23 protein-coding genes are annotated in these 22,076 nt (G+C 73.7%); 15 read left to right on the top strand and 8 right to left on the bottom strand.

Annotated features, from left to right (window positions below):
• Positions 1 to 3 precede the first annotated feature (3 nt).
• Positions 4 to 1,446, bottom strand: coding sequence for an MFS transporter (locus tag NOCA_RS23445; protein WP_011757766.1), 1,443 nt, complete (start codon positions 1,444 to 1,446; stop codon positions 4 to 6).
• 46 nt (positions 1,447 to 1,492) lie between these two features.
• Here NOCA_RS23445 and NOCA_RS23440 point away from each other — a divergent pair, with 46 nt between their 5' ends.
• Positions 1,493 to 1,762: an acylphosphatase gene (locus tag NOCA_RS23440; RefSeq protein WP_041546876.1), complete on the top strand. Its 270-nt coding sequence runs from the start codon at positions 1,493 to 1,495 to the stop codon at positions 1,760 to 1,762.
• 18 nt (positions 1,763 to 1,780) lie between these two features.
• Here the strand turns inward: NOCA_RS23440 and NOCA_RS23435 are convergent, their stop codons facing one another.
• A complete protein-coding gene (locus NOCA_RS23435) occupies positions 1,781 to 2,395 on the bottom strand; it encodes a hypothetical protein (protein WP_011757764.1) in 615 nt (204 codons plus the stop codon).
• Positions 2,396 to 2,458: 63 nt separating this feature from the next.
• Here NOCA_RS23435 and NOCA_RS23430 point away from each other — a divergent pair, with 63 nt between their 5' ends.
• The 3 genes from NOCA_RS23430 to NOCA_RS23420 all read left to right on the top strand — a co-directional run bounded on the left by NOCA_RS23430 (position 2,459) and on the right by NOCA_RS23420 (position 5,414).
• The gene (locus tag NOCA_RS23430; RefSeq protein ID WP_041546874.1) at positions 2,459 to 3,343 is read left to right on the top strand and encodes a phosphoribosylaminoimidazolesuccinocarboxamide synthase; all 885 of its coding nucleotides are present in this window, start codon (positions 2,459 to 2,461) and stop codon (positions 3,341 to 3,343) included.
• Complete coding sequence (locus NOCA_RS23425) at positions 3,337 to 3,744, top strand: SRPBCC family protein (RefSeq protein WP_011757762.1); 408 nt, start codon at positions 3,337 to 3,339, stop codon at positions 3,742 to 3,744. Before NOCA_RS23430 ends, NOCA_RS23425 begins: the two co-directional genes overlap by 7 nt.
• 104 nt (positions 3,745 to 3,848) lie before the next feature.
• On the top strand, positions 3,849 to 5,414 hold the full coding sequence (locus tag NOCA_RS23420; RefSeq protein WP_011757761.1) for a long-chain-fatty-acid--CoA ligase: 1,566 nt from the start codon (positions 3,849 to 3,851) through the stop codon (positions 5,412 to 5,414).
• Positions 5,415 to 5,540: 126 nt separating this feature from the next.
• Here the strand turns inward: NOCA_RS23420 and NOCA_RS23415 are convergent, their stop codons facing one another.
• Complete coding sequence (locus tag NOCA_RS23415; RefSeq protein WP_011757760.1) at positions 5,541 to 6,044, bottom strand: general stress protein; 504 nt, start codon at positions 6,042 to 6,044, stop codon at positions 5,541 to 5,543.
• Positions 6,045 to 6,103: 59 nt separating this feature from the next.
• Here NOCA_RS23415 and purS point away from each other — a divergent pair, with 59 nt between their 5' ends.
• Genes purS through NOCA_RS23400 form a run of 3 tightly spaced genes read left to right on the top strand, consistent with a single transcriptional unit; the run spans position 6,104 to position 7,493 of the window.
• Positions 6,104 to 6,385 carry a phosphoribosylformylglycinamidine synthase subunit PurS gene (gene purS, locus NOCA_RS23410; protein WP_041546872.1) on the top strand — a complete coding sequence of 94 codons (282 nt, stop codon included), beginning with the start codon at positions 6,104 to 6,106 and terminating at the stop codon, positions 6,383 to 6,385.
• Positions 6,382 to 7,050, top strand: coding sequence for a phosphoribosylformylglycinamidine synthase subunit PurQ (gene purQ, locus NOCA_RS23405; RefSeq protein WP_011757758.1), 669 nt, complete (start codon positions 6,382 to 6,384; stop codon positions 7,048 to 7,050). The genes purS and purQ overlap by 4 nt, the downstream gene beginning before the upstream one ends.
• The gene (locus NOCA_RS23400) at positions 7,047 to 7,493 is read left to right on the top strand and encodes a DUF3817 domain-containing protein (protein ID WP_011757757.1); all 447 of its coding nucleotides are present in this window, start codon (positions 7,047 to 7,049) and stop codon (positions 7,491 to 7,493) included. The genes purQ and NOCA_RS23400 overlap by 4 nt, the downstream gene beginning before the upstream one ends.
• A gap of 19 nt (positions 7,494 to 7,512) precedes the next feature.
• Here NOCA_RS23400 and NOCA_RS23395 read toward each other — a convergent pair whose 3' ends face one another.
• Complete coding sequence (locus NOCA_RS23395; RefSeq protein ID WP_011757756.1) at positions 7,513 to 8,970, bottom strand: glycoside hydrolase domain-containing protein; 1,458 nt, start codon at positions 8,968 to 8,970, stop codon at positions 7,513 to 7,515.
• Between the two features lie 221 nt (positions 8,971 to 9,191).
• Here NOCA_RS23395 and NOCA_RS23390 point away from each other — a divergent pair, with 221 nt between their 5' ends.
• Positions 9,192 to 9,452 (top strand): hypothetical protein, encoded by a 261-nt coding sequence (locus NOCA_RS23390; protein ID WP_011757755.1) that lies wholly within the window; start codon positions 9,192 to 9,194, stop codon positions 9,450 to 9,452.
• A 22-nt stretch (positions 9,453 to 9,474) separates the two neighbouring features.
• Here the strand turns inward: NOCA_RS23390 and NOCA_RS23385 are convergent, their stop codons facing one another.
• A complete protein-coding gene (locus tag NOCA_RS23385; RefSeq protein ID WP_011757754.1) occupies positions 9,475 to 10,923 on the bottom strand; it encodes an MFS transporter in 1,449 nt (482 codons plus the stop codon).
• Positions 10,924 to 11,043: 120 nt separating this feature from the next.
• Here NOCA_RS23385 and NOCA_RS23380 point away from each other — a divergent pair, with 120 nt between their 5' ends.
• The 3 genes from NOCA_RS23380 to NOCA_RS23370 all read left to right on the top strand — a co-directional run bounded on the left by NOCA_RS23380 (position 11,044) and on the right by NOCA_RS23370 (position 15,040).
• A complete protein-coding gene (locus NOCA_RS23380; RefSeq protein ID WP_238383391.1) occupies positions 11,044 to 11,604 on the top strand; it encodes a TetR/AcrR family transcriptional regulator in 561 nt (186 codons plus the stop codon).
• A gap of 183 nt (positions 11,605 to 11,787) precedes the next feature.
• Positions 11,788 to 14,043: a phosphoribosylformylglycinamidine synthase subunit PurL gene (gene purL / locus NOCA_RS23375; protein WP_011757752.1), complete on the top strand. Its 2,256-nt coding sequence runs from the start codon at positions 11,788 to 11,790 to the stop codon at positions 14,041 to 14,043.
• A gap of 157 nt (positions 14,044 to 14,200) precedes the next feature.
• On the top strand, positions 14,201 to 15,040 hold the full coding sequence (locus NOCA_RS23370; protein ID WP_011757751.1) for an alpha/beta hydrolase family protein: 840 nt from the start codon (positions 14,201 to 14,203) through the stop codon (positions 15,038 to 15,040).
• 10 nt (positions 15,041 to 15,050) lie between these two features.
• Here the strand turns inward: NOCA_RS23370 and NOCA_RS23365 are convergent, their stop codons facing one another.
• Positions 15,051 to 15,305 (bottom strand): hypothetical protein, encoded by a 255-nt coding sequence (locus tag NOCA_RS23365; RefSeq protein ID WP_011757750.1) that lies wholly within the window; start codon positions 15,303 to 15,305, stop codon positions 15,051 to 15,053.
• A gap of 62 nt (positions 15,306 to 15,367) precedes the next feature.
• On the opposite strand from NOCA_RS23365, the gene NOCA_RS23360 reads away from it, so the two are divergent.
• On the top strand, positions 15,368 to 16,330 hold the full coding sequence (locus tag NOCA_RS23360; protein ID WP_238383390.1) for a helix-turn-helix transcriptional regulator: 963 nt from the start codon (positions 15,368 to 15,370) through the stop codon (positions 16,328 to 16,330).
• A gap of 75 nt (positions 16,331 to 16,405) precedes the next feature.
• Here NOCA_RS23360 and NOCA_RS23355 read toward each other — a convergent pair whose 3' ends face one another.
• The gene (locus tag NOCA_RS23355; protein WP_011757748.1) at positions 16,406 to 17,662 is read right to left on the bottom strand and encodes an MFS transporter; all 1,257 of its coding nucleotides are present in this window, start codon (positions 17,660 to 17,662) and stop codon (positions 16,406 to 16,408) included.
• A gap of 69 nt (positions 17,663 to 17,731) precedes the next feature.
• Here NOCA_RS23355 and NOCA_RS23350 point away from each other — a divergent pair, with 69 nt between their 5' ends.
• The 3 genes from NOCA_RS23350 to NOCA_RS23340 all read left to right on the top strand — a co-directional run bounded on the left by NOCA_RS23350 (position 17,732) and on the right by NOCA_RS23340 (position 20,110).
• Positions 17,732 to 18,334 (top strand): helix-turn-helix domain-containing protein, encoded by a 603-nt coding sequence (locus NOCA_RS23350; RefSeq protein ID WP_011757747.1) that lies wholly within the window; start codon positions 17,732 to 17,734, stop codon positions 18,332 to 18,334.
• A complete protein-coding gene (locus NOCA_RS23345) occupies positions 18,334 to 18,693 on the top strand; it encodes a sterol carrier family protein (RefSeq protein WP_011757746.1) in 360 nt (119 codons plus the stop codon). The genes NOCA_RS23350 and NOCA_RS23345 overlap by 1 nt, the downstream gene beginning before the upstream one ends.
• A gap of 79 nt (positions 18,694 to 18,772) precedes the next feature.
• A complete protein-coding gene (locus NOCA_RS23340; protein ID WP_011757745.1) occupies positions 18,773 to 20,110 on the top strand; it encodes a dipeptidase in 1,338 nt (445 codons plus the stop codon).
• Positions 20,111 to 20,221: 111 nt separating this feature from the next.
• On the opposite strand, the gene NOCA_RS26165 is transcribed toward NOCA_RS23340, so the two are convergent.
• Positions 20,222 to 22,003 carry a sensor histidine kinase gene (locus tag NOCA_RS26165; protein ID WP_011757744.1) on the bottom strand — a complete coding sequence of 594 codons (1,782 nt, stop codon included), beginning with the start codon at positions 22,001 to 22,003 and terminating at the stop codon, positions 20,222 to 20,224.
• Between the last annotated feature and the right edge of the window lie 73 nt (positions 22,004 to 22,076).

The raw sequence follows: 22,076 nt of genomic DNA, 5'->3' as shown, positions 1-22,076 counted from the left end.
CGGTCAGCCTGCGTCCTGCTGGCGCAGGGCGCGCACCGCCATGGCCAGCGCGGCGCACAGCACCACCACGCTCGTGAGCAGCGCGGCGCGGAGCGCGGTGCCGGTGCTGGCCGACCCGGCGACGAGCCCGTAGACGGTCACCAGCAGCGCGGCGCCGATCGACGCCCCGATCCGCTGGCCGGTCTGCAGCGCGCCACCGGCCGCACCGCCCATCCGCGGGGGCACCTCGGTCAGGGTCAGCGTGATGTTCGGCGAGACGACCGCGCCGCCGCCGAGGCCGGTGAGCAGCAGGATCGGCACCAGCCACGGCCACAGCGGCTCGCGGCCCGGGACCAGGGCGGCCAGGAGGGCGACGCCGGTCATCATCGCGAGGATCGCGCCGACCGTGAGCCGTCGGCCCGCGTCCGAGACGTAGCGACCGGCGATCGGCGCGCTGATCGCCGACCCGACGGCGAACGGCATCATCAGCAGCCCGGCCTGGAGCGGGGTGCGGCCGAGGCCCTCCTGGAGGTAGATCGAGAACACCAGCAGCAGGCCGGTGAACCCGGTGAAGTACAGCGCCCCGACCAGCAGCCCGTTGAGGTAGCCGGGCAGCCGGCGCAGCAGCGCGATGTCGAGCAGCGGCGGCCGGCCGCGCAGCGCCGTACGCCGCTCCCACCACACGAACGCCCACGCGAACAGCGGCACCCCGGCGAGCAGCAGCAGCGGCAGCCGGGCGCCGCTCTCGATGCGCACCACGGGGTAGAGCAGGCACAGCACCGCGCCACCGAGCAGCACCGCCCCGGGGACGTCGACCCGGCTGCTGCCGCGCCCCGCCGCGTCGGGGTCGGGGCCCGGCACCAGCCGCGCCACGGCGACCATCGCGACCAGGCCGATCGGTGCGTTCACCCAGAACAGCCAGCGCCAGCCGTCGTCCTCGCCGGCCAGCGCGATGATCAGGCCGCCGAGCACGGGGCCGGTCGCCGACGAGACCGACACGGTGAAGCCGAACAGGCCGAACGCCCGCGCCCGCTCGCGGTCGCGGAAGAGCTCCTGGATCAGCCCGGAGTTCTGCGGGGTCAGCAGCCCGGCGGACGCGCCCTGGAGCAGCCGGGCGGCGATCACGAGCTCGACGTCGGGCGCGAACCCGACCGCGACGCTCGAGGCGACGAAGCAGAGCAGGCCGATCAGCATCATCCGGCGGCGGCCGTACGCGTCGCCCAGCCGGCCGCCGGCGACCAGGGTCAGGCCGAACGCCAACGCGTAGCCGGACACGACCCACTGCACGGTCCCGGCGGACGTCTCCAGGCCGATGCGCATCGACGGGATCGCGACGTTGACGATCGAGACGTCGAGCAGCGCCATGAAGCCGACGACCAGCGTGACGCCGAGGATGCGCCAGCGCCGCGGGTGCGGCTGGTAGGCCGGCTCCTCCTCCCGCGGTGGCGCCACCACGTGCTCGCTCACCGCTCCACCTTGCCCGATGTGTGGGCGCCCGGGCGATGATGGCGACATGCGCAGCGCCGTCGACGTGACCGTGACCGGCCGGGTCCAGGGCGTCTCGTTCCGCTACTACGCCGATCGCGAGGCGGACCGCCTCGGCGTTGCAGGGTGGGTGCGCAACGAGCCGGACGGCACGGTGGCGGCCCACGTCGAGGGTGACCCCGGCGCGGTGGCCGCCTTCGTCCGGTGGTGCCACGACGGCCCGCGGCTCGCGCACGTCGAGCAGGTCGACGTACGCGACGGGACCGACCAGGGGCTCAGGTCGTTCGGGGTCCGCTGACCCGGTGCCGGCCGGGCGTCACGCCCGGGGCGTGCCGCCCCAGTTGGCGAGCTTCGTCGCGACCGCGTGCAGGTCGGCGCGCCACACGTCCTCCGGCCCCGGGGGCAAGATGTCGTCCCACTCGACCGCGTAGGAGCCCTTGATCTGGCCGAAGCCGGCCGGTCGGGCGAAGAACCAGACGTGCGAGTGCGCGGACCCGTCGCCCCAGCGGTTGACGTGGCAGCGGCCGATGCCGGGCATCGCCTCGACGATCCGCACCAGGCGGTTCGCGATCTGGCCGAGCTCGCCGGCGTGCTCGTCGTCGAACTCGCCGACGTCGAGGTGCTCGCGGGTCCAGAGCACGAGCACCAACGGCAGCCCGGTCGGCTGCTCCTCGGCAAGGAGCACCCACCGCTCGTCCTCCCAGACGACCCGCTCCGGCGGGAAGCCCGCGCAGGCGGAGCAGGGCTTGCCGCCCTGCTCACCGTCCCGCGGCGCCTCGTCGCCGGGCGCGTCGAGCGCCTTGGGTACGACGGCGCCGTCGACGGCCTCCCAGGGGAAGATGTCCCAGCCACCGATCGGCGGCAGGGGCAGGCGAGCGTCCCGGCTCGCCCCGAGCACCCGGGCGTGGATCTCCGCTGCAGACTCCGGCATGACCCCACTCTGCCAGCACGAGCAGCCCGCGGGCCCGCGGCCCCCACGCCCTACAGTGGCGTCGTGGCCGACCTCAACCTCCCGACCGCGCCGGTGATCCCGGGCGCCACGCACCTCCACTCCGGCAAGGTCCGCGACCTCTACGAGCTGCCGGGCGGCGAGCTGCTGATGGTCGCCAGCGACCGGATCTCGATCTTCGACTTCGTGCTGGACACGACGATCCCGGACAAGGGCGAGATCCTGACCCGGATGTCGCTGTGGTGGTTCGACCGGCTCGCCGACCTGGTCCCCAACCACGTGCTCTCGACCGACGTGCCCCCCGAGGTGAGGGGCCGTGCCGTCGTGTGCGAGCGGCTGGCGATGTACCCCGTCGAGTGCGTCGCCCGCGGCTACCTCACCGGCTCCGGCCTGGTCGACTACCGGGCCTCCGGCGCCGTCTGCGGGATCGCGCTCCCGGCCGGGCTGGTGGACGGCAGCCGGCTGCCGGAGCCGGTCTTCACCCCGGCCACCAAGGCCGAGCTCGGCGAGCACGACGAGAACGTCTCGTACGACGCGGTCGCGGGCACCGTCGGGGCCGACCGCGCGGCCGAGCTGCGGGACCTCACGCTGCGCGTCTACGCCCGGGCCGAGTCGATCGCCCGCGAGCGCGGCATCATCCTCGCCGACACCAAGCTGGAGTTCGGTGCCCGCCCCGACGGCACGACGGTCCTCGCGGACGAGGTGCTGACGCCCGACTCGTCGCGGTTCTGGCCGGCCGCCGAGTGGGAGCCCGGCCACGCGCAGCCGTCGTACGACAAGCAGATCGTGCGCAACTGGGCGCTCTCCCCGGAGTCGGGCTGGGACCGCTCGTCGGGCGAGGCGCCGCCGCCGCTGCCGGCCGAGGTGGTCGAGCGGACCCGCAGCCGGTACGTCGAGGCCTTCGAGCTGCTGACCGGGGAGCGGTGGTAGCGGTCGCGTTCGCGGTGTCGCGCGAGGTCGCCTTCGACTACCTCTCCGACCCGCGCCGCCGTCCGGAGTGGCAGTCCAGCCTGGCCCGCGTCGAGCAGGTCGACGGCGAGGTCCGGGCCGGCCAGACCTGGGTCGACGTGACCCGGCCGGGGCCCCGGCCCCGGATGGAGACCACCGAGCTGGACCGGCCGCGGCGCTGGTCCGAGCGCGGCACGTGGCGCGGCCTCGCCGCCGTCCTCACGCTGGACTTCGCCGAGGTGCGGGCCGGCTGCGAGGTGACCGCGACGATGCGGGTCAGCGGCCGCGGTGCGGCGGCCCTCCCGGCCCGGGTGCTCGGCCTGCTGGCGCCGCGCGCGGTCCGTGCCGACCTGCGGCGCGCCGCGCGGCTGCTGACCGGCTGAGCTCGGGGCGACCGGCCGGCGGGATTCGGGCCCGGCCCGGCGCGGGACCGGTTGACTCCTGAGTAGGTTGGCTCCAGATCCCGCAGCGATGGAGGCGAACCCACGTGACGACGTACAACCTGGCGACCCTGCTCGAGGACAGCGCCGCGACCCACCCGGACCGCACGGCGATCGTGCTGGGCGACACCCGGCTCAGCTACGCCGAGGTCGACACGTTCGCGAACATGGTCGCCAACCTGCTGGTGTCCCGTGGCATCCGGCCGGGCGACAAGGTCGCGCTGTCGTGCCCGAACCTGCCGTACTTCACGGTCGTCTACTTCGGCATCCTCAAGGCCGGCGCGACCGTCGTCCCCCTCAACGTGCTGCTCAAGGCGCGTGAGGTCGCCTACCACCTCGGCGACTCCGAGGCGAAGGCGTACTTCTGCTTCGAGGGCACGCCGGAGCTGCCGATCGGTGCGGCCGGGCACGCCGGGTTCAGCGAAACCCCGGGCTGCGAGCACTTCTTCATGATCACCGCCGGCCTCGGCGACCCCTCGCCGATCGACGGCACGGAGACCATGGCGCAGGCGATGGGCGCGCAGCCCGCGACCTTCGAGACCGTCGCGACCGACGAGGACGACACCGCGGTGATCCTCTACACGTCCGGCACCACCGGCCAGCCGAAGGGCGCCGAGCTGCGGCACCGGAACATGCGCGACAACGCACTGCTGGGTGAGCCGCTGTTCGGCGCGGACCCGGACCAGCCGGACACCTACCTGTGCGTCCTGCCGCTGTTCCACTCGTTCGGCCAGACCGTCTCCCAGAACGGCGCCTTCGCGTACGGCGGCACGGTCGTGATGCTGCCCCGCTTCGAGGCGCACGCGGCGCTCCAGCTGATGCTGAAGGAGCGGATCACGTTCTTCGCCGGCGTGCCCACGATGTACTGGGGGCTGCTCGGCGCGCTCGAGGACGGCATCGACGTGACCGCGCTCGCCGAGAACCTGCGGGTCGCGGTGTCCGGCGGCGCCGCCCTGCCGGTGGAGGTGCACAAGGAGTTCGAGAAGCGGTTCGGCGTCACGATCCTCGAGGGCTACGGCCTGTCCGAGACGTCGCCGGTCGCCAGCTTCTCCAGGTACGGCGAGCCCGCGCGGCCCGGCTCGATCGGGGTGCCGGTCCCGGGCGCGGAGATGAAGCTGATCGGACCGGACTGGGCCGAGGTTGAGGGCCCCGGCGAGCACGGCGAGATCGGCGAGATCGCGATCAAGGGCCACAACGTGATGAAGGGCTACTTCAACCGGCCCGAGGCCACCGCCGAGGTGATCCGCGACGGCTGGTTCCGCTCCGGCGACCTGGCCCGCCGCGACGAGGACGGCTGGTACTACATCGTCGACCGGTCCAAGGACATGATCATCCGCGGCGGCTACAACGTGTACCCGCGCGAGATCGAGGAGGTCCTGATGACCCACCCGGACGTCTCGCTGGCCGCGGTCATCGGCGTACCCGACGAGAGCCACGGCGAGGAGATCAAGGCCGTGGTGATCCGCACCGACGGCTCCGAGCTCACCGAAGCGGACCTGATCGCGTGGTCCAAGGAGCAGATGGCCAACTACAAGTACCCGCGCCAGGTCGAGTTCGCCACCTCGCTGCCGATGACCTCCACCGGGAAGATCCTCAAGCGCGAGCTGAGCTGATCGGGACGCGGCGGCCCCCGGCGGAGTTTCATCGGCCGGCCGATGAAACTCGTGCCTGGACGATGAAGCTTTGTCGTCCAGGCAAGACCTTTGTCGGCCGGCCGATGAAACTTGGCGGCCGCCCGGCTACGCGAACGGGTTCGGCAGCGCCCCGGGCAGACCGGCGAGCAGCTCGCGGGCCTGGGCGGCGACCTTGTGCTCCACGAGCACCTCGTACCGGGTCGCCACGACCTGGGTGACCGAGGAGAAGTCGCGCTGGCCGCGGGTGAGGGCGTAGCCGATCAGCGCCCAGATCAGCCCGAAGACCGCGCCGAACAACATCGTGGAGACGATCATCGCGAACGCGTTCTCGTCGACGAAGAGCGCGAACACCAGGCCGACGAACAGGCCGAGCCACAGCCCGGACAGCACGCCGCCGAGCGCGACCCGGCCGGTGGTGAGCCGCCCGGTGATCCGCTCGACCCGCTTGAGGTCGGTGCCGACGATCATCAGGTGCTGCACGGGGAAGTGCTGGTCGGAGAGGTAGTCGACCGTCTTCTGGGCGGTCGCGTAGTCGTCGTACACGGCGAGGGACTGGGGGAACTCGAGCTTCAGCGGGGAGGCCCCCGGGGCTCCGGTCGGCATGCTCATGCCGTCCAGTCTGACGCAGCGCCCCAGGACGCCTCGGCACCATCTCCTAGACTGGGGCCGTGCCGCGCGTAGTCGTCGATGTCATGCCCAAGCCCGAGATCCTCGATCCCCAGGGCAAGGCCGTCCTCGGCGCGCTGCCGCGCCTGGGCTTCAGCGGCGTCACCGACGTCCGTCAGGGCAAGCGGTTCGAGCTCGAGGTCGACGGCGAGCTGACCGACGAGGTGCTCGAGCAGGTCCGCCAGATGGCCGCGACCCTGCTCTCCAACCCCGTGATCGAGGACTTCACCGTCGCGGTCGAGACGATCCCCACGGTCGTCGAGGCGGCGGAGTCCCACTCGTGAGGGTCGGGGTCGTCACCTTCCCGGGCTCGCTCGACGACGTCGACGCCCAGCGCGCGGTCCGGGTGGCCGGCCACGAGGTGCTCGCACTCTGGCACGGCGACCACGACCTGCGCGGCGTGGACGCGGTGATCCTGCCGGGCGGCTTCTCGTACGGCGACTACCTGCGCTGCGGCGCGATCTCCCGGTTCTCCCCGGTGATGACCGAGGTGGTCGAGGCCGCCGGCCGGGGGATGCCGGTCCTCGGCATCTGCAACGGCTTCCAGATCCTGTGCGAGTCCCACCTGCTGCCGGGCGCGCTGATCCGCAACGACCATCGCAAGTTCGTCTGCCGCGACCAGCGGCTGCGCATCGAGAACACGGATACGCCCTGGACCGCGGCGTACGCCCCGGACGCCGAGATCACCGTCCCGTTGAAGAACGGCGAGGGCGGGTTCGTCGCCGACGCGGAGACCCTCGACCGGATCGAGGGCGAGGGCCGGGTGGTGGCCCGCTACCTCGACGGCAATCCCAACGGGTCGCTGCGCGACATCGCCGGCGTCACGAACGAGCGCGGCAACGTGGTCGGCCTGATGCCGCACCCCGAGCACGCCGTCGAGGACCTCACCGGCCCGGGCACCGACGGGCTCGGGTTCTTCACCAGCCTCGCGGAGCGGGTGCTGGCGTGAGTCCGCTGCTGACCTTCCGCAGGGTCGCGATCGCCGAGGCGGTGACCTGGGCGCTGCTGCTGGCCGGCATGTTCCTCAAGTACGTCACCGAGACCACCGAGCTCGGCGTCCGGGTCTTCGGGATGCTGCACGGCATCGTGTTCATCGCCTACTGCCTGACCACCGTCCTGGTCGCCGTCGACCAGCGCTGGAGCCGCGGCCGCCTGCTGCTCGGCCTCGCGGCCGCGGTGCCGCCGTTCGCGACCGTGCCCTTCGATCGGTACGCCGAGCGCCGCGGCGGCCTCGACACCGCCTGGCGGCTCACCTCGTCCGCGCCGGCCGGCCGCGTCGAGCGGCTGACCGCGTGGCTGCTGCGCAACCCGCTGCACGGCGCGCTCGCGGGCGGCCTGGCCGTCGTCGCGCTGACCGGCGTCGCGCTGCTCGTCGGCCCGCCCGCGGGCTAGCCAGACCGGCCGGTCAGGCTCAGAGCCGCCCCGCGGAGAGCGCCCGCCAGGTCCGGTACCCCGCCACGCCGGAGACCTCGGTGCCGACCTGCTGCTGGTAGGCCCGCACCGCGTCCGCCGTCTCGGCCTTGAACATCCCGTTCATCCTCACCGAGTCCGAGACGCCGGCGGCGTTGAGCGTGCGTTGCAGGCGCCGTACGGCGAGCCCGGTCGAGCCGAGCTTGAGCACCGGGGTCTCGCCGGCCGACAGCAACGACATCCAGTTCTTGCGCGACCACACCTCGCGCTGCGCCATGTCGTGCCCGGCCTGCCAGGCCTGGATCGCCTTGACGGTGGCCTTGGTCCAGCGGCCGTTGATCGCGCCGCCGTAGAACTCCTGCTCGGTCAGCAGGCACTGCAGGGCGCTGACCTGGCCCGGCCCGGGCGTGGTCGTCTCCGTCGGCGGCCGCAGCGTCTCGTAGTTGCGGAAGTTGACCCGCACCCCGCCGCAGTGGGTCTCCGAGGGCGCGACCATGCCCCGGCCGACGTCGAGGAAGTTGCGGTCGATGTTGATCGTCACGCCGCCCCACGTCTCGTCGTGCCCGCCCTGGTACTGCTTGATCCGGGCGTGCGGTCGCCACCCGTCCTCGCGGAGGTACGACGAGGAGGTGTTCGCCTTGCCGTCCCAGCGGGCCAGCCAGATCTGGTCGGGCAGCACGACCTGGCCGGGCCGGTTCACCCGCGCGTCGTCGAGCATCTTGATGCCGGAGCTGGCGCCGGAGTACACGCCCGAGGCGTAGCCGAGCCGGTGGATCTGCCAGGTCCAGCCGCTGAGGAAGGCGAGCGCGGACTCCCGGCACCTGGTGTTGCGCAGGTCGAAGCCCTCGAGGTCGTACCAGAGCGTGCTGCCCGGCGCGATGCCCAGGTCCGCGGCGACGCCGACGCTCTTGACGGCCTCGGCGTTGCCCTGCTTCTTGGCCTTGCTGTACCCGCCGTTGGCGCCCGGGCGCGGGATGATCGTCTCGTCGTCGCCGTACCGCGGGAACCGCGGCTGGCAGGAGGCCTGCGGGCCGAGCGTGATCGGCAGCAGCCGCCAGCCCTTCGCGAGCTGGGTGCGGACCCAGGTGGGGGTCAGCTCCGGCTGCTCGCGGCAGGCGCGGGAGTCGCCGGAGATGTAGATGCCGACCGCGAGGAACGGCGAGCTCTGCAGCCAGCGGTTCATCTTGCGCTGCTCCGGCGTGTGGCACTGGTCGAAGCCGAACCCGGTGAAGTCGCCCGGCGTGACCGGGTTGGCGGCCCGCTTCGCGGCCGGCTTCGCAGCGGTCGACGTGGTGGTCGACGTGGTGGTCGACGTGGCGGTCGGCGCGGTGCCGGCCGCGTCGGCCGGGCCACCGGTGCCGAGCGCGGCGACCGTGGTCACGGCGAGCAGGCCACCGGTGGCCGTGACGAGCGCGCGGCGCAGCAGCGTGCGCGGGGTCCGGAGGTGCGGGCGAGACATGGCGGGAGCTCCAGGCAGGCTTGGGGAAGTCGGGCGTGCCTCCCGTCGAGGCCACGCCACCATAACCCCACGAATCACACCCGTCACAGCCTTCGGGCGAACTACGGACCGGTAGTTCGGGCGGGCCGGGCGCAAGGTTTGCGCAAGTGCCGACGGGGTCGGCGCGATCCGCTCAGGCTGGGAGCGTTGGTGCCGATGGCTCGGTCGGAGGGGGAACGATCATGGGCGACGAGACGACGTATGCCGAGTGGGACCCGATGCCCTGCCTGGGCCTGGTCCCGCACTTCCACGGCGACCCCGCGATGGGCGGGGTCCCGCAGGCGAGCGCCGACGGGCACTGGTGGTGGGACGGCCGGTCCTGGACGCCGGTGCACGTGCCGACCCTCGCCGACGCCGAGGCCGACACCTCCGACCCGGTGACCGGGCCGACCGGGCCGACGGGGACGGCCCAGCCGGCCCCCGCCTGGGCGCGGGCCAGCTGAGCCGTCGGGCCGAACCGCCCGGTCAAGCCGCCTCGGCGGCCACCGCCTCGACCTCCTCGTCGGCGATCTCGACCGGCCGCGGCGCCCGGGCGGGCAGCCCGACCAGGCCGACGACCGTCGCCAGCGCGGCGAACGCCGCCGAGGTGAGGAACGCCGGCTGCAGGCCCGGGACCAGCTCGCCGGGCACGGCGCCCGCGGCGTAGACCGACACGATCGCGGCCACGCCGACGGCGCTGCCGAGCTGCTGCGTGGTCTGCAGCAGGCCGGAGGCGGACCCGGCGTGCTCGGGCTCGACCCCGCCGAGCACCGTCGCGGTCACCGGCATGAAGACCAGCCCGGTGGCGAGACCGGCGATCACCATCGGCCCGAACACCGCCGCGGGGTAGGAGTCGGTGGTGCCGATCGTGCTCAGCCACGTGTAGCCGGCGGCCAGCGCGGCGCTGCCGACCAGGACCATCGCCCGGGCACCGAACCGGGCCAGCAGCTCGGGCGTGACGCGCGAGATCGCGAAGATGCCGAGGCTGAACGGCAGGAACGCGACGCCCGCCATCAGCGGGCCGAAGCCGAGCACGCCCTGGACGTACTGCACGACCAGGAAGAACATCGACAGGTTCGCGCCGATCATCAGCGCCATCACGCCGAGCGCGGCGACCCGGGGCCGGCTGCGCAGCAGGGCGGGCTGCACCATCGGGTGCGGGTGCCGCACCTCGGTGCGGGCCAGCAGGGCGAGGAGTGCGACGCCGATCGCGAAGCCGCCGAGGGTGCGCGGCGCGGCCCAGCCGTGCTCGGGGGTGCCGATCAGCGCCCAGACGAGGGACACCGCGCCGAAGGTCGCGGCGAACGCGCCGACGAGGTCGAAGCGGCCGGGCCGGCGGCGGGTCCCGTCGACGTACCGCGGCGCCAGCAGGAGCACGGCGACCCCGAGCGGGACGTTGATGAACAGCGTCCAGCGCCACGACCCGACGTCGGTGAGCAGGCCGCCCAGCAGCAGGCCGATCGAGGCGCCGCCGGAGGAGACCGCGCCGAAGAGCGCGAACGCGCGGTTGCGCGCGGCCTCGTCGGGAGCGCTCGTGGTGAGCAGGGCCAGGACGCTCGGCGCGGCGAGCGCGGCGCCGACGCCCTGGAGGGTGCGCGCGGCGACCAGCTGCCCGGGGGTCTGGGCGAGGCCGCCGAGCGCTGAGCCGAGGGTGAACACGGCGAGCCCGGCCTCGAAGACCTTGAGCCGACCGAAGACGTCGCCGAGCCGGCCGCCCAGGAGGAGCAGGCCGCCGAAGGCGAGCGTGTAGGCGTTGAGGATCCACGACAGCGACGCCGGGCCGAAGCCCAGGTCGGCGTCGATGCGGGGGAGCGCGACGTTCACGACCGTCGCGTCCAGGACGAGCATGAGCTGGGCGACCAGCACGATCGCGACGCCGGTGGCCGCCCGTCCCGCGTTCGGCGGGAGGTCGGTGGGGAGGGTGTCACGGGACATGAGGTGAGGTCCTGTTCTGGCCCGGCGGGCCGCGGTACAGTAGATCCGGAGGATGGCTCCGCTTCCTGCACCACGATACGGAGACACTCTCCGGTTAGCAAGGGTTTCTTCGTGATTGGGGTGAGCTCTTCCGTGCGTGCCGATGCCAGGCGCAACTACGACCGGATCGTCGAGGTCGCGCGGGAGGTCTTCCGCGAGCAGGGGTACGACGCCTCGCTCGACGAGATCGCCAAGCGCGCGGGCGTCGGCCCCGGCACCCTCTACCGGCACTTCCCGAAGCGGGAGAACCTGCTCGACGCGGTCATGCAGTCCTGGGTCGACCGGGTGAACGACACCGCCGACAAGGCGATGGCGCGCGAGGGCTCGGCCCGCGACGTGCTGCTGGGCTGGTTCGAGGACTACGTCCGGCTGATCAGCGTGCACCGAGGGGGCCCGGCGAAGATCACCTCCGCGATGGGCGACCCCGACTCCCCGATCATCACCAAGTGCCAGGTGCTGGCCGGGGCCAACGACCGGGTGATCGAGCGGCTGCGCGCCGACGGCGCCCTGCGTGCGGACATCGAGACCGTCCAGGTGTGCCGCCTGGTCGGCGGCGTCGCGACCGTCGCCGACCAGGGCGACCTGGACCCCGACGCCGTCCGCCCGATGCTCGAGGTCGTCGCCGACGGCCTGCTGCGCTAGCGGGGGCGGTTTCCCCGGTGAACCGGGGAAACCGGAACTGTTGGCCCGAAGTTTCGGCCCAACAGTTCCAGTATTGCCCCAACGACCCCCGGCGACCCGGCTGCCGACCCCACCCGCGGTCCCGCCATGGTCCGGCCTGCGGGCGGATGTGGTGGCGCTGTCGCGCGCCGGTAGATTGGCGTCGTGCTCGACACCGTCGCCGTCGCCGCCGAGGACCCCCACCACGACCAGCCGTGGGCCGACCTCGGCCTCAAGGCCGACGAGTACGCCCGGATCCGCGAGATCCTCGGCCGCCGGCCCACGAGCTCCGAGCTCGCGATGTACTCGGTGATGTGGAGCGAGCACTGCTCCTACAAGAGCTCCAAGGTGCACCTCAAGCAGTTCTCCGAGCTCGCCGAGGTGCTCGCTCAGCGCCAGCCCGACGCCGGGCGCCTGCTCGCCGGCATCGGCGAGAACGCCGGCGTGGTCGACATCGGCCAGGGCTATGCGGTCACCTTCAAGGTCGAGTCGCACAACCACCCGTCGTACGTCGAGCCCTACCAGGGCGCGGCCACCGGCGTCGGCGGCATCGTCCGCGACATTCTGGCCATGGGGGCCCGCCCCGTCGCCGTGATGGATCCGCTGCGGTTCGGGCCGCTCGACGCGGACGACACGCACCGGGTGCTGCCCGGGATCGTCGCGGGGGTGGGTGGCTACGGCAACTGTCTGGGCCTGCCGAACATCGGCGGCGAGGCGGTCTTCGACGCGACGTATCTCGGCAACCCGCTGGTCAACGCGCTGTGCGTGGGTGTGCTCCGCCACGAGGACCTGCACCTCGCCAAGGCGTCCGGCGTCGGCAACCAGGTGATCCTGTACGGCGCCCGCACCGGCGGCGACGGCATCGGCGGCGTCAGCGTGCTCGCCAGCGAGACCTTCGACGCCGACGGCCCCGCCAAGCGGCCGAGCGTCCAGGTCGGCGACCCCTTCATGGAGAAGCTGCTCATCGAGTGCACGCTCGAGATCTTCGCCGCCGGCCTGGTCGCCGGCATCCAGGACCTCGGCGGCGCCGGCCTGTCCTGCGCCACCTCGGAGCTCGCGTCCGCCGGCGACGGCGGCATGCACGTCGAGCTCGACCGGGTCCCCCTGCGCGACTCCACGCTCGCGCCGGAGGAGATCTTGATGAGCGAGTCGCAGGAGCGGATGATGGCGGTCGTCGAGCCCGACGACGTCGCGGCGTTCCTCGCGATCTGCGCGAAGTGGGACGTCGAGGCCGTCGTGGTCGGCGAGGTCACCGACACCGGGCGGCTCCAGATCGACTGGCACGGCGAGCGCGTGGTCGACGTCCCGCCGCGGAGCGTCGCGCACGACGGGCCGACGTACCACCGCCCCTTCGCCCGGCCCGCCTGGCAGGACGACCTGCAGGCCGACGCCGCGGAGTCGCTGCCGCGCCCGGGCTCGGGCGACGAGCTGCGCAAGACCCTGCTGACCCTGGTCGCCAGCCCCAACCTGTGCGACAAGTCGTGGATCACCGACCAGTACGACCGTTACGTGCGCGGCAACACCGTGCTCGCGCAGCCCAGCGACAGCGGCATGGTCCGCGTCGACGAGGAGACCGACCTCGGCGTCGCGCTCGCGACCGACTGCAACGGCCGGTTCGCGCTCCTCGACCCGTACGCAGGCGCCCAGCTCGCCCTCGCGGAGGCCTACCGCAACGTGGCCACCGGCGGCGCGACGCCGCTGGCGATCTCCGACTGCCTCAACTTCGGCTCACCCGAGGACCCGGCCGTGATGTGGCAGTTCGCCGAGGCGTGCCGCGGCCTGAAGGACGGCTGCCTCGAGCTCGGCATCCCGGTCACCGGCGGCAACGTCAGCCTCTACAACCAGACGGGCGAGACCGCGATCCTCCCGACCCCGGTGGTCGCCGTGCTCGGCGTGATCGAGGACGTCACCCGCCGTACGCCGTCGGCCTGGTCGACCGGGGGTGAGCGGGTCTTCCTGCTGGGCGAGACCCGCGAGGAGCTCTCGGGGTCGGAGTGGGCGCACGTCGTCCACGGCCATCTCGGCGGGCTCCCGCCGCAGCTCGACCTGGAGGCCGAGCGCACCCTCGCCGAGCTGCTCCACGACGCCGTCGGCCTGGTCAGCTCCGCCCACGACCTCTCCGACGGCGGGCTCGCGCAGGCGCTCGTCGAGGGCGCCCTGCGCCACGGCGTGGGCGTGTCCGTCGAGGTCCCCGACGACGCGTTCGTCGGGCTCTTCAGCGAGTCGCCGGGCCGGGTCGTCGTGACCGTCCCCGACGGTGCCGCCGAGCGGCTGGTCGAGCTCGCCGAGCGCCACGGGGTCGAGCTGACCGCGCTCGGCGTCACCGGTGGCGACGCCCTGGTGGTCGAGGGCCAGTTCGAGATCCCGCTCGACGAGCTGCGCGACGCCTGGACCACCACCCTGCCCGCGGCGCTCGGCTGACGGTGCGCGGGCTTGCCGGCGGCGGTTTCCCCGGTTGGCCGGGGAAACCGGAACCTGTCGGCCGAAACTTCGCCCGCGAAGTTCCGGTATTGCCCGTCCGATGTGACTCCTGGGACTCGGACCAGTCCGATCGGCCGGCCGGCTCCGAACCCCCCGTATGCGCCGACGGGCCTTCCTCGCCCTCCCGGCTCTCGCCGGCCCCGCGGCCTGCGGCCTGGACGGCGCGGGCGGCGCGGGCGGCGCGGGCGGCGCGGGCGCCGCGGGCGGTGGGCGGCCGGTGAGCACGCCCGGCACACGGCGGATCGGCTACGGCGACCACCCGGCGCAGTACGCCGAGCTGACCCGCCCGCCCGGCACCCCGCGCGGCGCCGCGGTCGTGGTGCACGGCGGGTTCTGGAAGCCGCAGTACGGCATCGAGTACGCCCGCCCACTGGTGCCGAGCCTGGTCACGGCCGGCTGGGCGGTGTGGGCGATCGAGTACCGGCGCGGCACCGGCGCCGCGGACACGCTCGCCGACGTCCGGGCGGCGATCGACGCGCTGCCCGACGCGCGCCCGGAGGACGCCGGACCGGTGGTCGGCATCGGCCACTCCGCCGGCGGCCACCTGGTCACCTGGGCGGCCGGCGGCGGCGGCCTGACCCACGTCGTCTCCCAGGCGGGGGTGCTCGACCTGCGCTCGGCGTACGAGCTGGGTCTGGGCGGTGGCGCGGTCGAGGCGTTCCTCGGCCATCCGCCCGGCCCGGCCGACGCCGCGGTCGACCCGATCCGCCAGGTGCCCTTGGCGGTCCCGGTCTGGTGCGTGCACGGCGCGGCCGACGACGTCGTCCCGATCGGCCAGTCCGAGGCGTACGTCGCCGCCGCGCGGTCGGCCGGAGCGGTCGCCGAGCTGGTCCGGGTCGCGGGCGACCACTTCGCGGTGGTCGACCCGGACTCGCCCGCCTGGGACCGCACGCTGGAGATCCTGCGGGCGATCCCCGACGAGCCCGCGGCCGGCTGAGCCGGGTCCGTCACGGGAGGGCCGGGCCGACCACCTCCAGCCGCTCGGCGAGCACTCCGGCCCAGGCCAGGTCGGTGACGTACGACGTCACCAGGTCGCGGCCCTCGGGGACCAGGATCGTCAGGTCGCGACCAGCGAGCTCGATGCTCGCGCCGGGCAGGTGCAGGGCGCGCTCGGTCGCGGTCGCGGCGTCCCCCTCGGAGGCGAAGCGGAGCGAGATCCGGTCGCGGGTCGAGGGGAGGAGCCTCAGGGTGTGGGTCGCCATGTCCCGACGGTAGGGACGCCACAGGTCAGTTCCTGACCGCTTTGCGATCTAGTGTCGGCGTCGTGAACACCAGCGCCCGGATGCTGCGCCTGCTCTCGCTGCTCCAGACCCACCGCTACTGGCCCGGCGCCGAGCTCGCCGGACGCCTGGAGGTGAGCCCGCGGACCCTGCGCCGCGACATCGACCGGCTGCGCGAGCTCGGCTACGACGTCGACGCGGTGCGCGGCGTGGCGGGCGGCTACCAGCTGCGGGCCGGTGGGCAGCTGCCGCCGCTGCTGCTCGAGGACGACGAGGCCGTGGCGATCGCGGTCGCGCTGCGCACCGCGGCGGCGGGCGCCGTGGCCGGGCTCGAGGAGACCGCGATCCAGGCGCTGACCAAGGTGATCGGCCTGATGCCACCTCGGCTGCGCCGCCGGATGGACGCCGTCCACTCCCAGACCGACGGCGTGCCGTGGGGCGGCGGGCCCGCACTGGACGCCGGCGTGCTCACGACCCTCGCCCAGGCCTGCCGCGACGACGAGCCGGTGTCGTTCTCCTACGTCTCCCGGGACTCCTCGCCGAGCGAGCGCCGCGTCGAGCCGCACCGGCTCGTGTCCTTGGGCCGGCGGTGGTACCTGGTCGCCTACGACCGGGACCGCCAGGACTGGCGCTCCTTCCGGGTGGACCGGGTCACCGCCCCGCGGGCCTCCGGCCAGCGGTTCCTGCCGCGCCCGCTGCCCGCCCCGGACGCGCCGTCGTTCGTGCGGGCCGGGATCCGCGCGATGCCGCAGCGCTACGAGGTGCGGGTCCGGTTCGCGGTCGACGCGGCGACGGTCGCGGCGTACGTCGACCGCTGGGCCACGGTCGAGCCCGACGGGCCCGGCGCCTGTCGGATGGTGCTGGCCACCGACACCCTGGACTGGCCGCTGATGGTGCTGGCCCGCATCGACGCGCCCTTCACCGTCGAGGGTCCCGACGAGCTGCGCGCGCAGGTCGCCTCCGCCGCCGCCCGCTTCGCCCGCGCCACCTCGCCCCGCCGCATGTAACGCGGGGTTATCGGATCTAGGAACCCTGTTACAAGGGGGTGACCAGATCCCACAACCCCGCGTTACAGCTGACGGTCAGGCGGCGGCGGAGGCCACGATGGGCGTCTCGTAGCGCGGCCAGTCGGCCGGGCGGGGGACCGAGCGGACGGAGGTGGACAGGGTGGGGATCAGGGCGACCGCAGCGGTGAGTCCGGTCAGCGCGAGGACCGCCGCCGGCCCGCCGAGCCCGGTGAGCAGCGCGCCCGCGAGCGCGGGCGCCAGCGGCATGGAGAGCATCGAGGTGAACTGCATCGCCGACTGCACCCGGCCGACCAGCTCCGACGGGGTGACCGCCATCCGGTAGGACCCGACACCGGCGTTGCCCGCGGGGTTGAGGAACAGCCCCACCGAGGCGGCCGCCGCCATCACCACGGGGTGGTTCCAGAGGGCCAGCGGCACCGAGAGCGGGACGAAGCTCCAGGCGACGGCCACGGTCAGCGTCCCGGTCGCCAGCCGGTCGATCAGCCACGGCGCGGCCAGCGCGCCGAGGATGCCGCAGCTGCCGATCGTCGCCTCCACGAGCCCGATCTGGAAGGCGGGGAAGCCGGCCTCGACCAGCCGCAGCAGCGCGACGAAGAACAGGGCGTTAACGGTCAGGTTGATCAGGGGCGACCACAGCAGCAGCACGCGGAAGAACGGTCTCGACCAGGTGAACCGGAGGCCCACGCCCAGGTCGTGCAGGGCGCGCCCCGTGCCGGCCTGCGGTCGGCCGGAGAGGTCGGCCCGGATCCGGCCGAGCAGTACCCAGCCCGCGGCGTAGGTGATCGCGTCGAACAGGAAGGGCGCCCATCGGGTGGCGGCGACGAGAGCGCCGCCGAGCGGGCCACCGACCAGCGAGGCGACGTGCTGGCGGGCCTGCTGCTGGCTCAGGGCGGTGGGCAGGTCGTCGGCCGCCACCACCGTGCGGATCGCGGAGCCCTCCGCCGGGACGAAGAGGCCGGCCGCGAGGCCGGTCAGCAGCGCCACGAGGAGCAGGTGGGGGAGGGTGAGCACGTCGAGCATGCCCGCCGTGACCAGCGAGGCGTACAGCAGCGCGCCGCCGCCGTGCGAGAGCCGCATCAGCCGGCGCCGGTCGCAGCGGTCGGCGAGCACCCCGCCGGGCAGGAGCATCACGACCATCCCGAGCAGGTACGCGGCCTCCGCGGCCGCGGCCCAGAACGCCGAGCCGGTCATCGCGTACCCGACCAGCGGCATCGCGAAGCTGCTGACCCGCGAGCCCAGCTCGGAGATGGTCTGGGCGCACCACAGCACGGTGAAGTCCCGGTTGTGGGCGAGGGTCCGGTACGACGTCATGTTCCGCACCATAAATTGCGCAATAGTAGTTGCGCAATAGATCGTGCGGAATCCGGCTAGGATGGCGCCATGGCGATGTACGACGACCCGCGGGTGCTCCGCGCGATCGCCCACCCGACCCGCAACCGGATCCTGTCCGAGCTCTACGCCGCCGGCTCGCTGCGAGCCGCCGACATCGCCCGCGAGCTCGGTGTCCCGGCCAACCAGGCGAGCTTCCACCTGCGCCAGCTCGCCAAGTACGGCCTGGTCGAGGAGGCTCCCGACGAGGCCCGCGACCGTCGGGACCGGGTCTGGCGACTGGTCGACCCCGACGGCATCAGCTTCCGCACCCGGGAGATGCTCGACCGCCCGGGCGGCAAGGCGGCGTACGCCGTGTTCCAGCGCAACGCGACCGCGTGGGGGCACCACCTGGTCGACCGGGCGCTCGCCCCGGATCCGGCGGCCGGCCGCGAGAAGAGCGTCTCGGAGTGGGCGCTGCGGCTCGCGCCGGAGGAGGCCAAGGAGCTGCTGGAGGAGATGGGTGAGCTCGTCGAGCGCTGGCGTCGGCGCAGCCAGGACGGCCCCGGCGAGCGGGTGACGTACTCGGTCTACCAGCTCATCCAGCCCTACCCCGAGCTCGGGGAGGCCGGGGCGGCTGGGGAGTCCCGGGAGCCGCCGGAGGACGAGGACTGATGCCCGCCCGCCTCCGACCGGCGGACCCCGCCGAGGTCGCGGCCGCCCTCGACCGGGTGCGCGGTGGCGAGCCCGACCGCGTCGACCTGCGGCTGCTCACCAAGCACTACCTGGCCGTGCTCGAGGAGCGGGCGCCGGGCCGCTCCGTCGAGGTGCGGGTCCCGCCGTACGCCGCCGTGCAGGTGATCCCCGGCGTCCGGCACACCCGGGGCACGCCGCCCGCCGTCGTCGAGACCGACGCCGCCACCTGGATCGACCTCGCGACCGGCGCGCTGTCCTGGCCCGACGCCGAGCTGGCCGGACGGGTCCGGGCCAGCGGCGAGCGCGCCGACCTCGCGCCGTACCTCCCGTTGGGATAGTCCCTGACGATTGCGCTGTCCCGCCCGCGGATCCGCCCCGCAAGCGTCAGGGACTACCGGACTGATTAGGTTGAGACCCATGACCGACGACATCCGCGCCCGCGTCCAGGCCGTCCTCCCCGGGGTGCGCAGGGACCTGGAGGACCTGGTGCGGATCGAGTCGGTCAGCGCCGACCCGGAGCGGGCCGCGGAGGTGCAGCGATCGGCCGAGGCGGTGGCCCGGCTGTTCCGCGACGAGGCCTTCGACGAGGTCGACATCGTCAGCGCCGACGGTGGGGCGCCGGCGGTGATCGCCCGCAAGCGCGGCCCCGAGGGGGCACCGACGGTCCTGCTGTACGCCCACCACGACGTCCAGCCCGAGAACGACCACGCCGACTGGGACTCCCCGCCCTTCGAGCCCACCGAGCGCGACGGGCGCCTCTACGCCCGCGGCGCCGCCGACGACAAGGCCGGCATCGCGGCCCACCTCGGCGCCCTGCGGGTGTACGGCGCCGACGTGCCGGTCAGCGTCACGATGTTCATCGAGGGTGAGGAGGAGGTGGGGTCCGAGACGCTTCCCGCGCTGCTCCGCGAGCACCAGGACCGGCTGCGCGCCGACGTGATCGTGATCGCCGACTCCGGCAACTGGGACATCGGCGTGCCCGCCCTCACCACGAGCCTGCGCGGCCTGGTGCGCGTCGACGTCGAGGTGCGGACACTCACCCACGCGGTGCACTCGGGCATGTGGGGCGGCCTGGTGCCCGACGCGCTGATGACCCTCGCCCGGCTGATCGCCACCCTGCACGACGACCGCGGCGACGTCGCGATCGAGGGGCTGCACGCCGGCCCGGCGGCCGACGTGGACTACCCCGAGGAGCGGCTCCGGGCCGAGTCGGGTGCGGCGCCCGGCCTCGAGTGGATCGGCACCGGCTCGAGCGTCGAGCGGCTCTGGACCAAGCCCGCGCTCAGCATCACCGGCCTGGACGCCCCGAAGGTCGCCGGCGCCAGCAACACCCTGGTCCCGGCCGCCCGGGCCCGGATCTCGATGCGCGTCGCTCCCGGCGACACCACCGAGAACGCGCTGGCCTGCCTGGTGCGTCACCTCGAGGCGCACGTGCCCTGGGGCGCCACCCTCACCCACACGGTCGTCGACACCGGCGAGGCGACCCGGATCGACGCGACCGGGCCGGCGTACGACGCCGCGCGTGCCGCGTTCACCGAGGCCTGGGACGGCACCGCGCCCGTCGACATGGGCGTGGGCGGCTCGATCCCCTTCATCGCGGAGTTCCTGGACGCCTTCCCCGAGGCGAGCGTGCTGGTCACCGGTGTCGAGGACCCGGACACCCGCGCCCACGGCGCCAACGAGGGGCTGCACCTCGCGGAGTTCGAGCGGGTCGTCCTTGCCGAGGCGCTGCTGCTCGGCAAGCTCGGCGGCTGACGGGGCGCCTAGCTCGCTGTAACGCCCGTTTACCCCTCCTTCCCCCCATGCTGCAACACCCGGGGCAGACGGGGTAACACGGCGTTACAGCAGATGGGGGAGGCCGCGGTCTCAACCGGCCGGCAGGAACACCCGGAACGTGCTGCCCCGGCCGAGCGCGGAGTCGACCTCGATCCGCCCGCCGTGCCGCTCGACGACGCGGCGCACGATCGCCAGCCCGAGTCCGGTGCCGGGCTGGGCGACCGCCGCCGGATCGGTGGAGCGGAAGAACTCCTCGAACAGGTGCGCCTGCTCCTCCTCGGCGATCCCGATGCCGTCGTCGGTGCAGCGGAGCACGGCCTCGTCACCGTCCCGCTCGACGGTGACCGCGATCGTCCCGCCCTCGGGCGTGTACTTGAGCGCGTTACCGACCAGGTTGGTGACGACATGGTCGACGTCGCGCGGGTCGGCCAGGGCCAGCACGGGTACGGCGGGCAGGTCGGCGCGCAGGGTCAGCCGGCGGCCGCGGGCGACGGGGCCGTTGAGCTCGACGACCTCGGCCACGGCCTGCCCGAGGTCGACGGGTTGGGACGTCGACATGGCGTCGGCGTCGGCCGGCTCGTGGAGCAGCAGCAGGTCGTCGACCACGCGGGCCAACCGGCCGCCGCCGCGCTCGATCGCGGCGACGCACGCCCGGGCGGCGTCGCTCAGCCCGGGCTCGCCGGCGAGGATCTCGGCGTACCCGAGGATCGCGCTGAGCGGGTTCTTCAGCTCGTGGGACACGGTGGCCACCAGCCGGCCCTTGTAGTCGGCGATGTCGCGCAGCTCGTCGAGGAGCTGGTGCTCGCGCTCGAGCACGCGCGCGTTCGACACCGCCCGCCCCAGGTCCCGGCCGATCGCGAGCGCCGCGGCCGCCTCCTCCTCGCTCCACTCCGCGCCGCCGGGAGCACGGGTCAGCCCGAGGACGCCGAAGCACTCGCGCCCCGCGCCCACCGGGATGAACAGCAGCGACTCGATGTCCAGGCTCGCGAGGAACGCGATCACCTCGGCGTGCTGCTCGCCGCCGAGGACGCCCGGCACCGGACGCTCGGGGGCGATGACGGCCACGCACTGGCGCTCCCAGGCACGCGGGGCATGGGCGGCCACGAGCGCCCCGACCCCGGAGGGCAGCCGCACGGTGGGGCCGCCGTCGACGAACAGCGGCCCGTCGCAGCGCCGGTCGGGTCCGAGCCGCTGCACCCACAGCGACGCCGCCCGGAAGCCCTGGGTGATCGCCGGACCGCACTCGGCGAGCACCTCGTTCGCGGACCGGGTGCCGACGGCGAGCCGGACGATGTCCGCGGCGGCGCCGGCCAGCCGGACCTGCTCGGCCAGCCGCTCGCGCTCGAGGGTGGTGATCACCGCGCGGCACGCCTGTCGGGCCGTGAGGTCGAGGGTCTGCCGCTGGGTGGGGCCGGGGACCATCCCGTCGCGGGGCAGCTCGATGCCGATGATCCCGAGGAACGTGCCGTCCGCCGCCTCGAGCGGGGCCACCAGCATGTCGTCGGGATGCCAGGCTCCCGCCGGGAGATGGTCGCGCGGTGCGTCGGAGGTCCAGCCCCAGGTGTCGATGTCGAGGATCATCCGATCGTGGGGCACGAACTTCAGCGCGCCCCAGTCGTCGGCCTGCTCGAGCTGCTCGATCAGGGGCGCCACCGGGGCGAGGCTGTCGATCAGGCGCCGGCGCGCGTCCTCCGGCCCGACGATCACGAGCGTCTGCAGGTAGCCGTCGTCGCGGACCGCGCTGATGCCGACCAGGTCGAAGCCGGCGACCTCGGCGACCCCCTCGGCGATCGCCTGGAGCGCGTCACGCGACTGCCGGTCCGACCAGCGCGAGGCGCGCACCGGAGGCAGGAGGTCGGGCGTCTCGGACATCGTCTCGATCCTACGGTCGAGGAGCGGTGACCGTGGCTACATCGCCTCGTTGGGCCGGTGTGACTCGGGGCGC

This window comes from Nocardioides sp. JS614, assembly GCF_000015265.1.
Classification (GTDB): domain Bacteria; phylum Actinomycetota; class Actinomycetes; order Propionibacteriales; family Nocardioidaceae; genus Nocardioides.
Note: the sequence above shows the minus strand (reverse complement) of the source record. Positions and strands in the feature narration are given on the sequence as shown.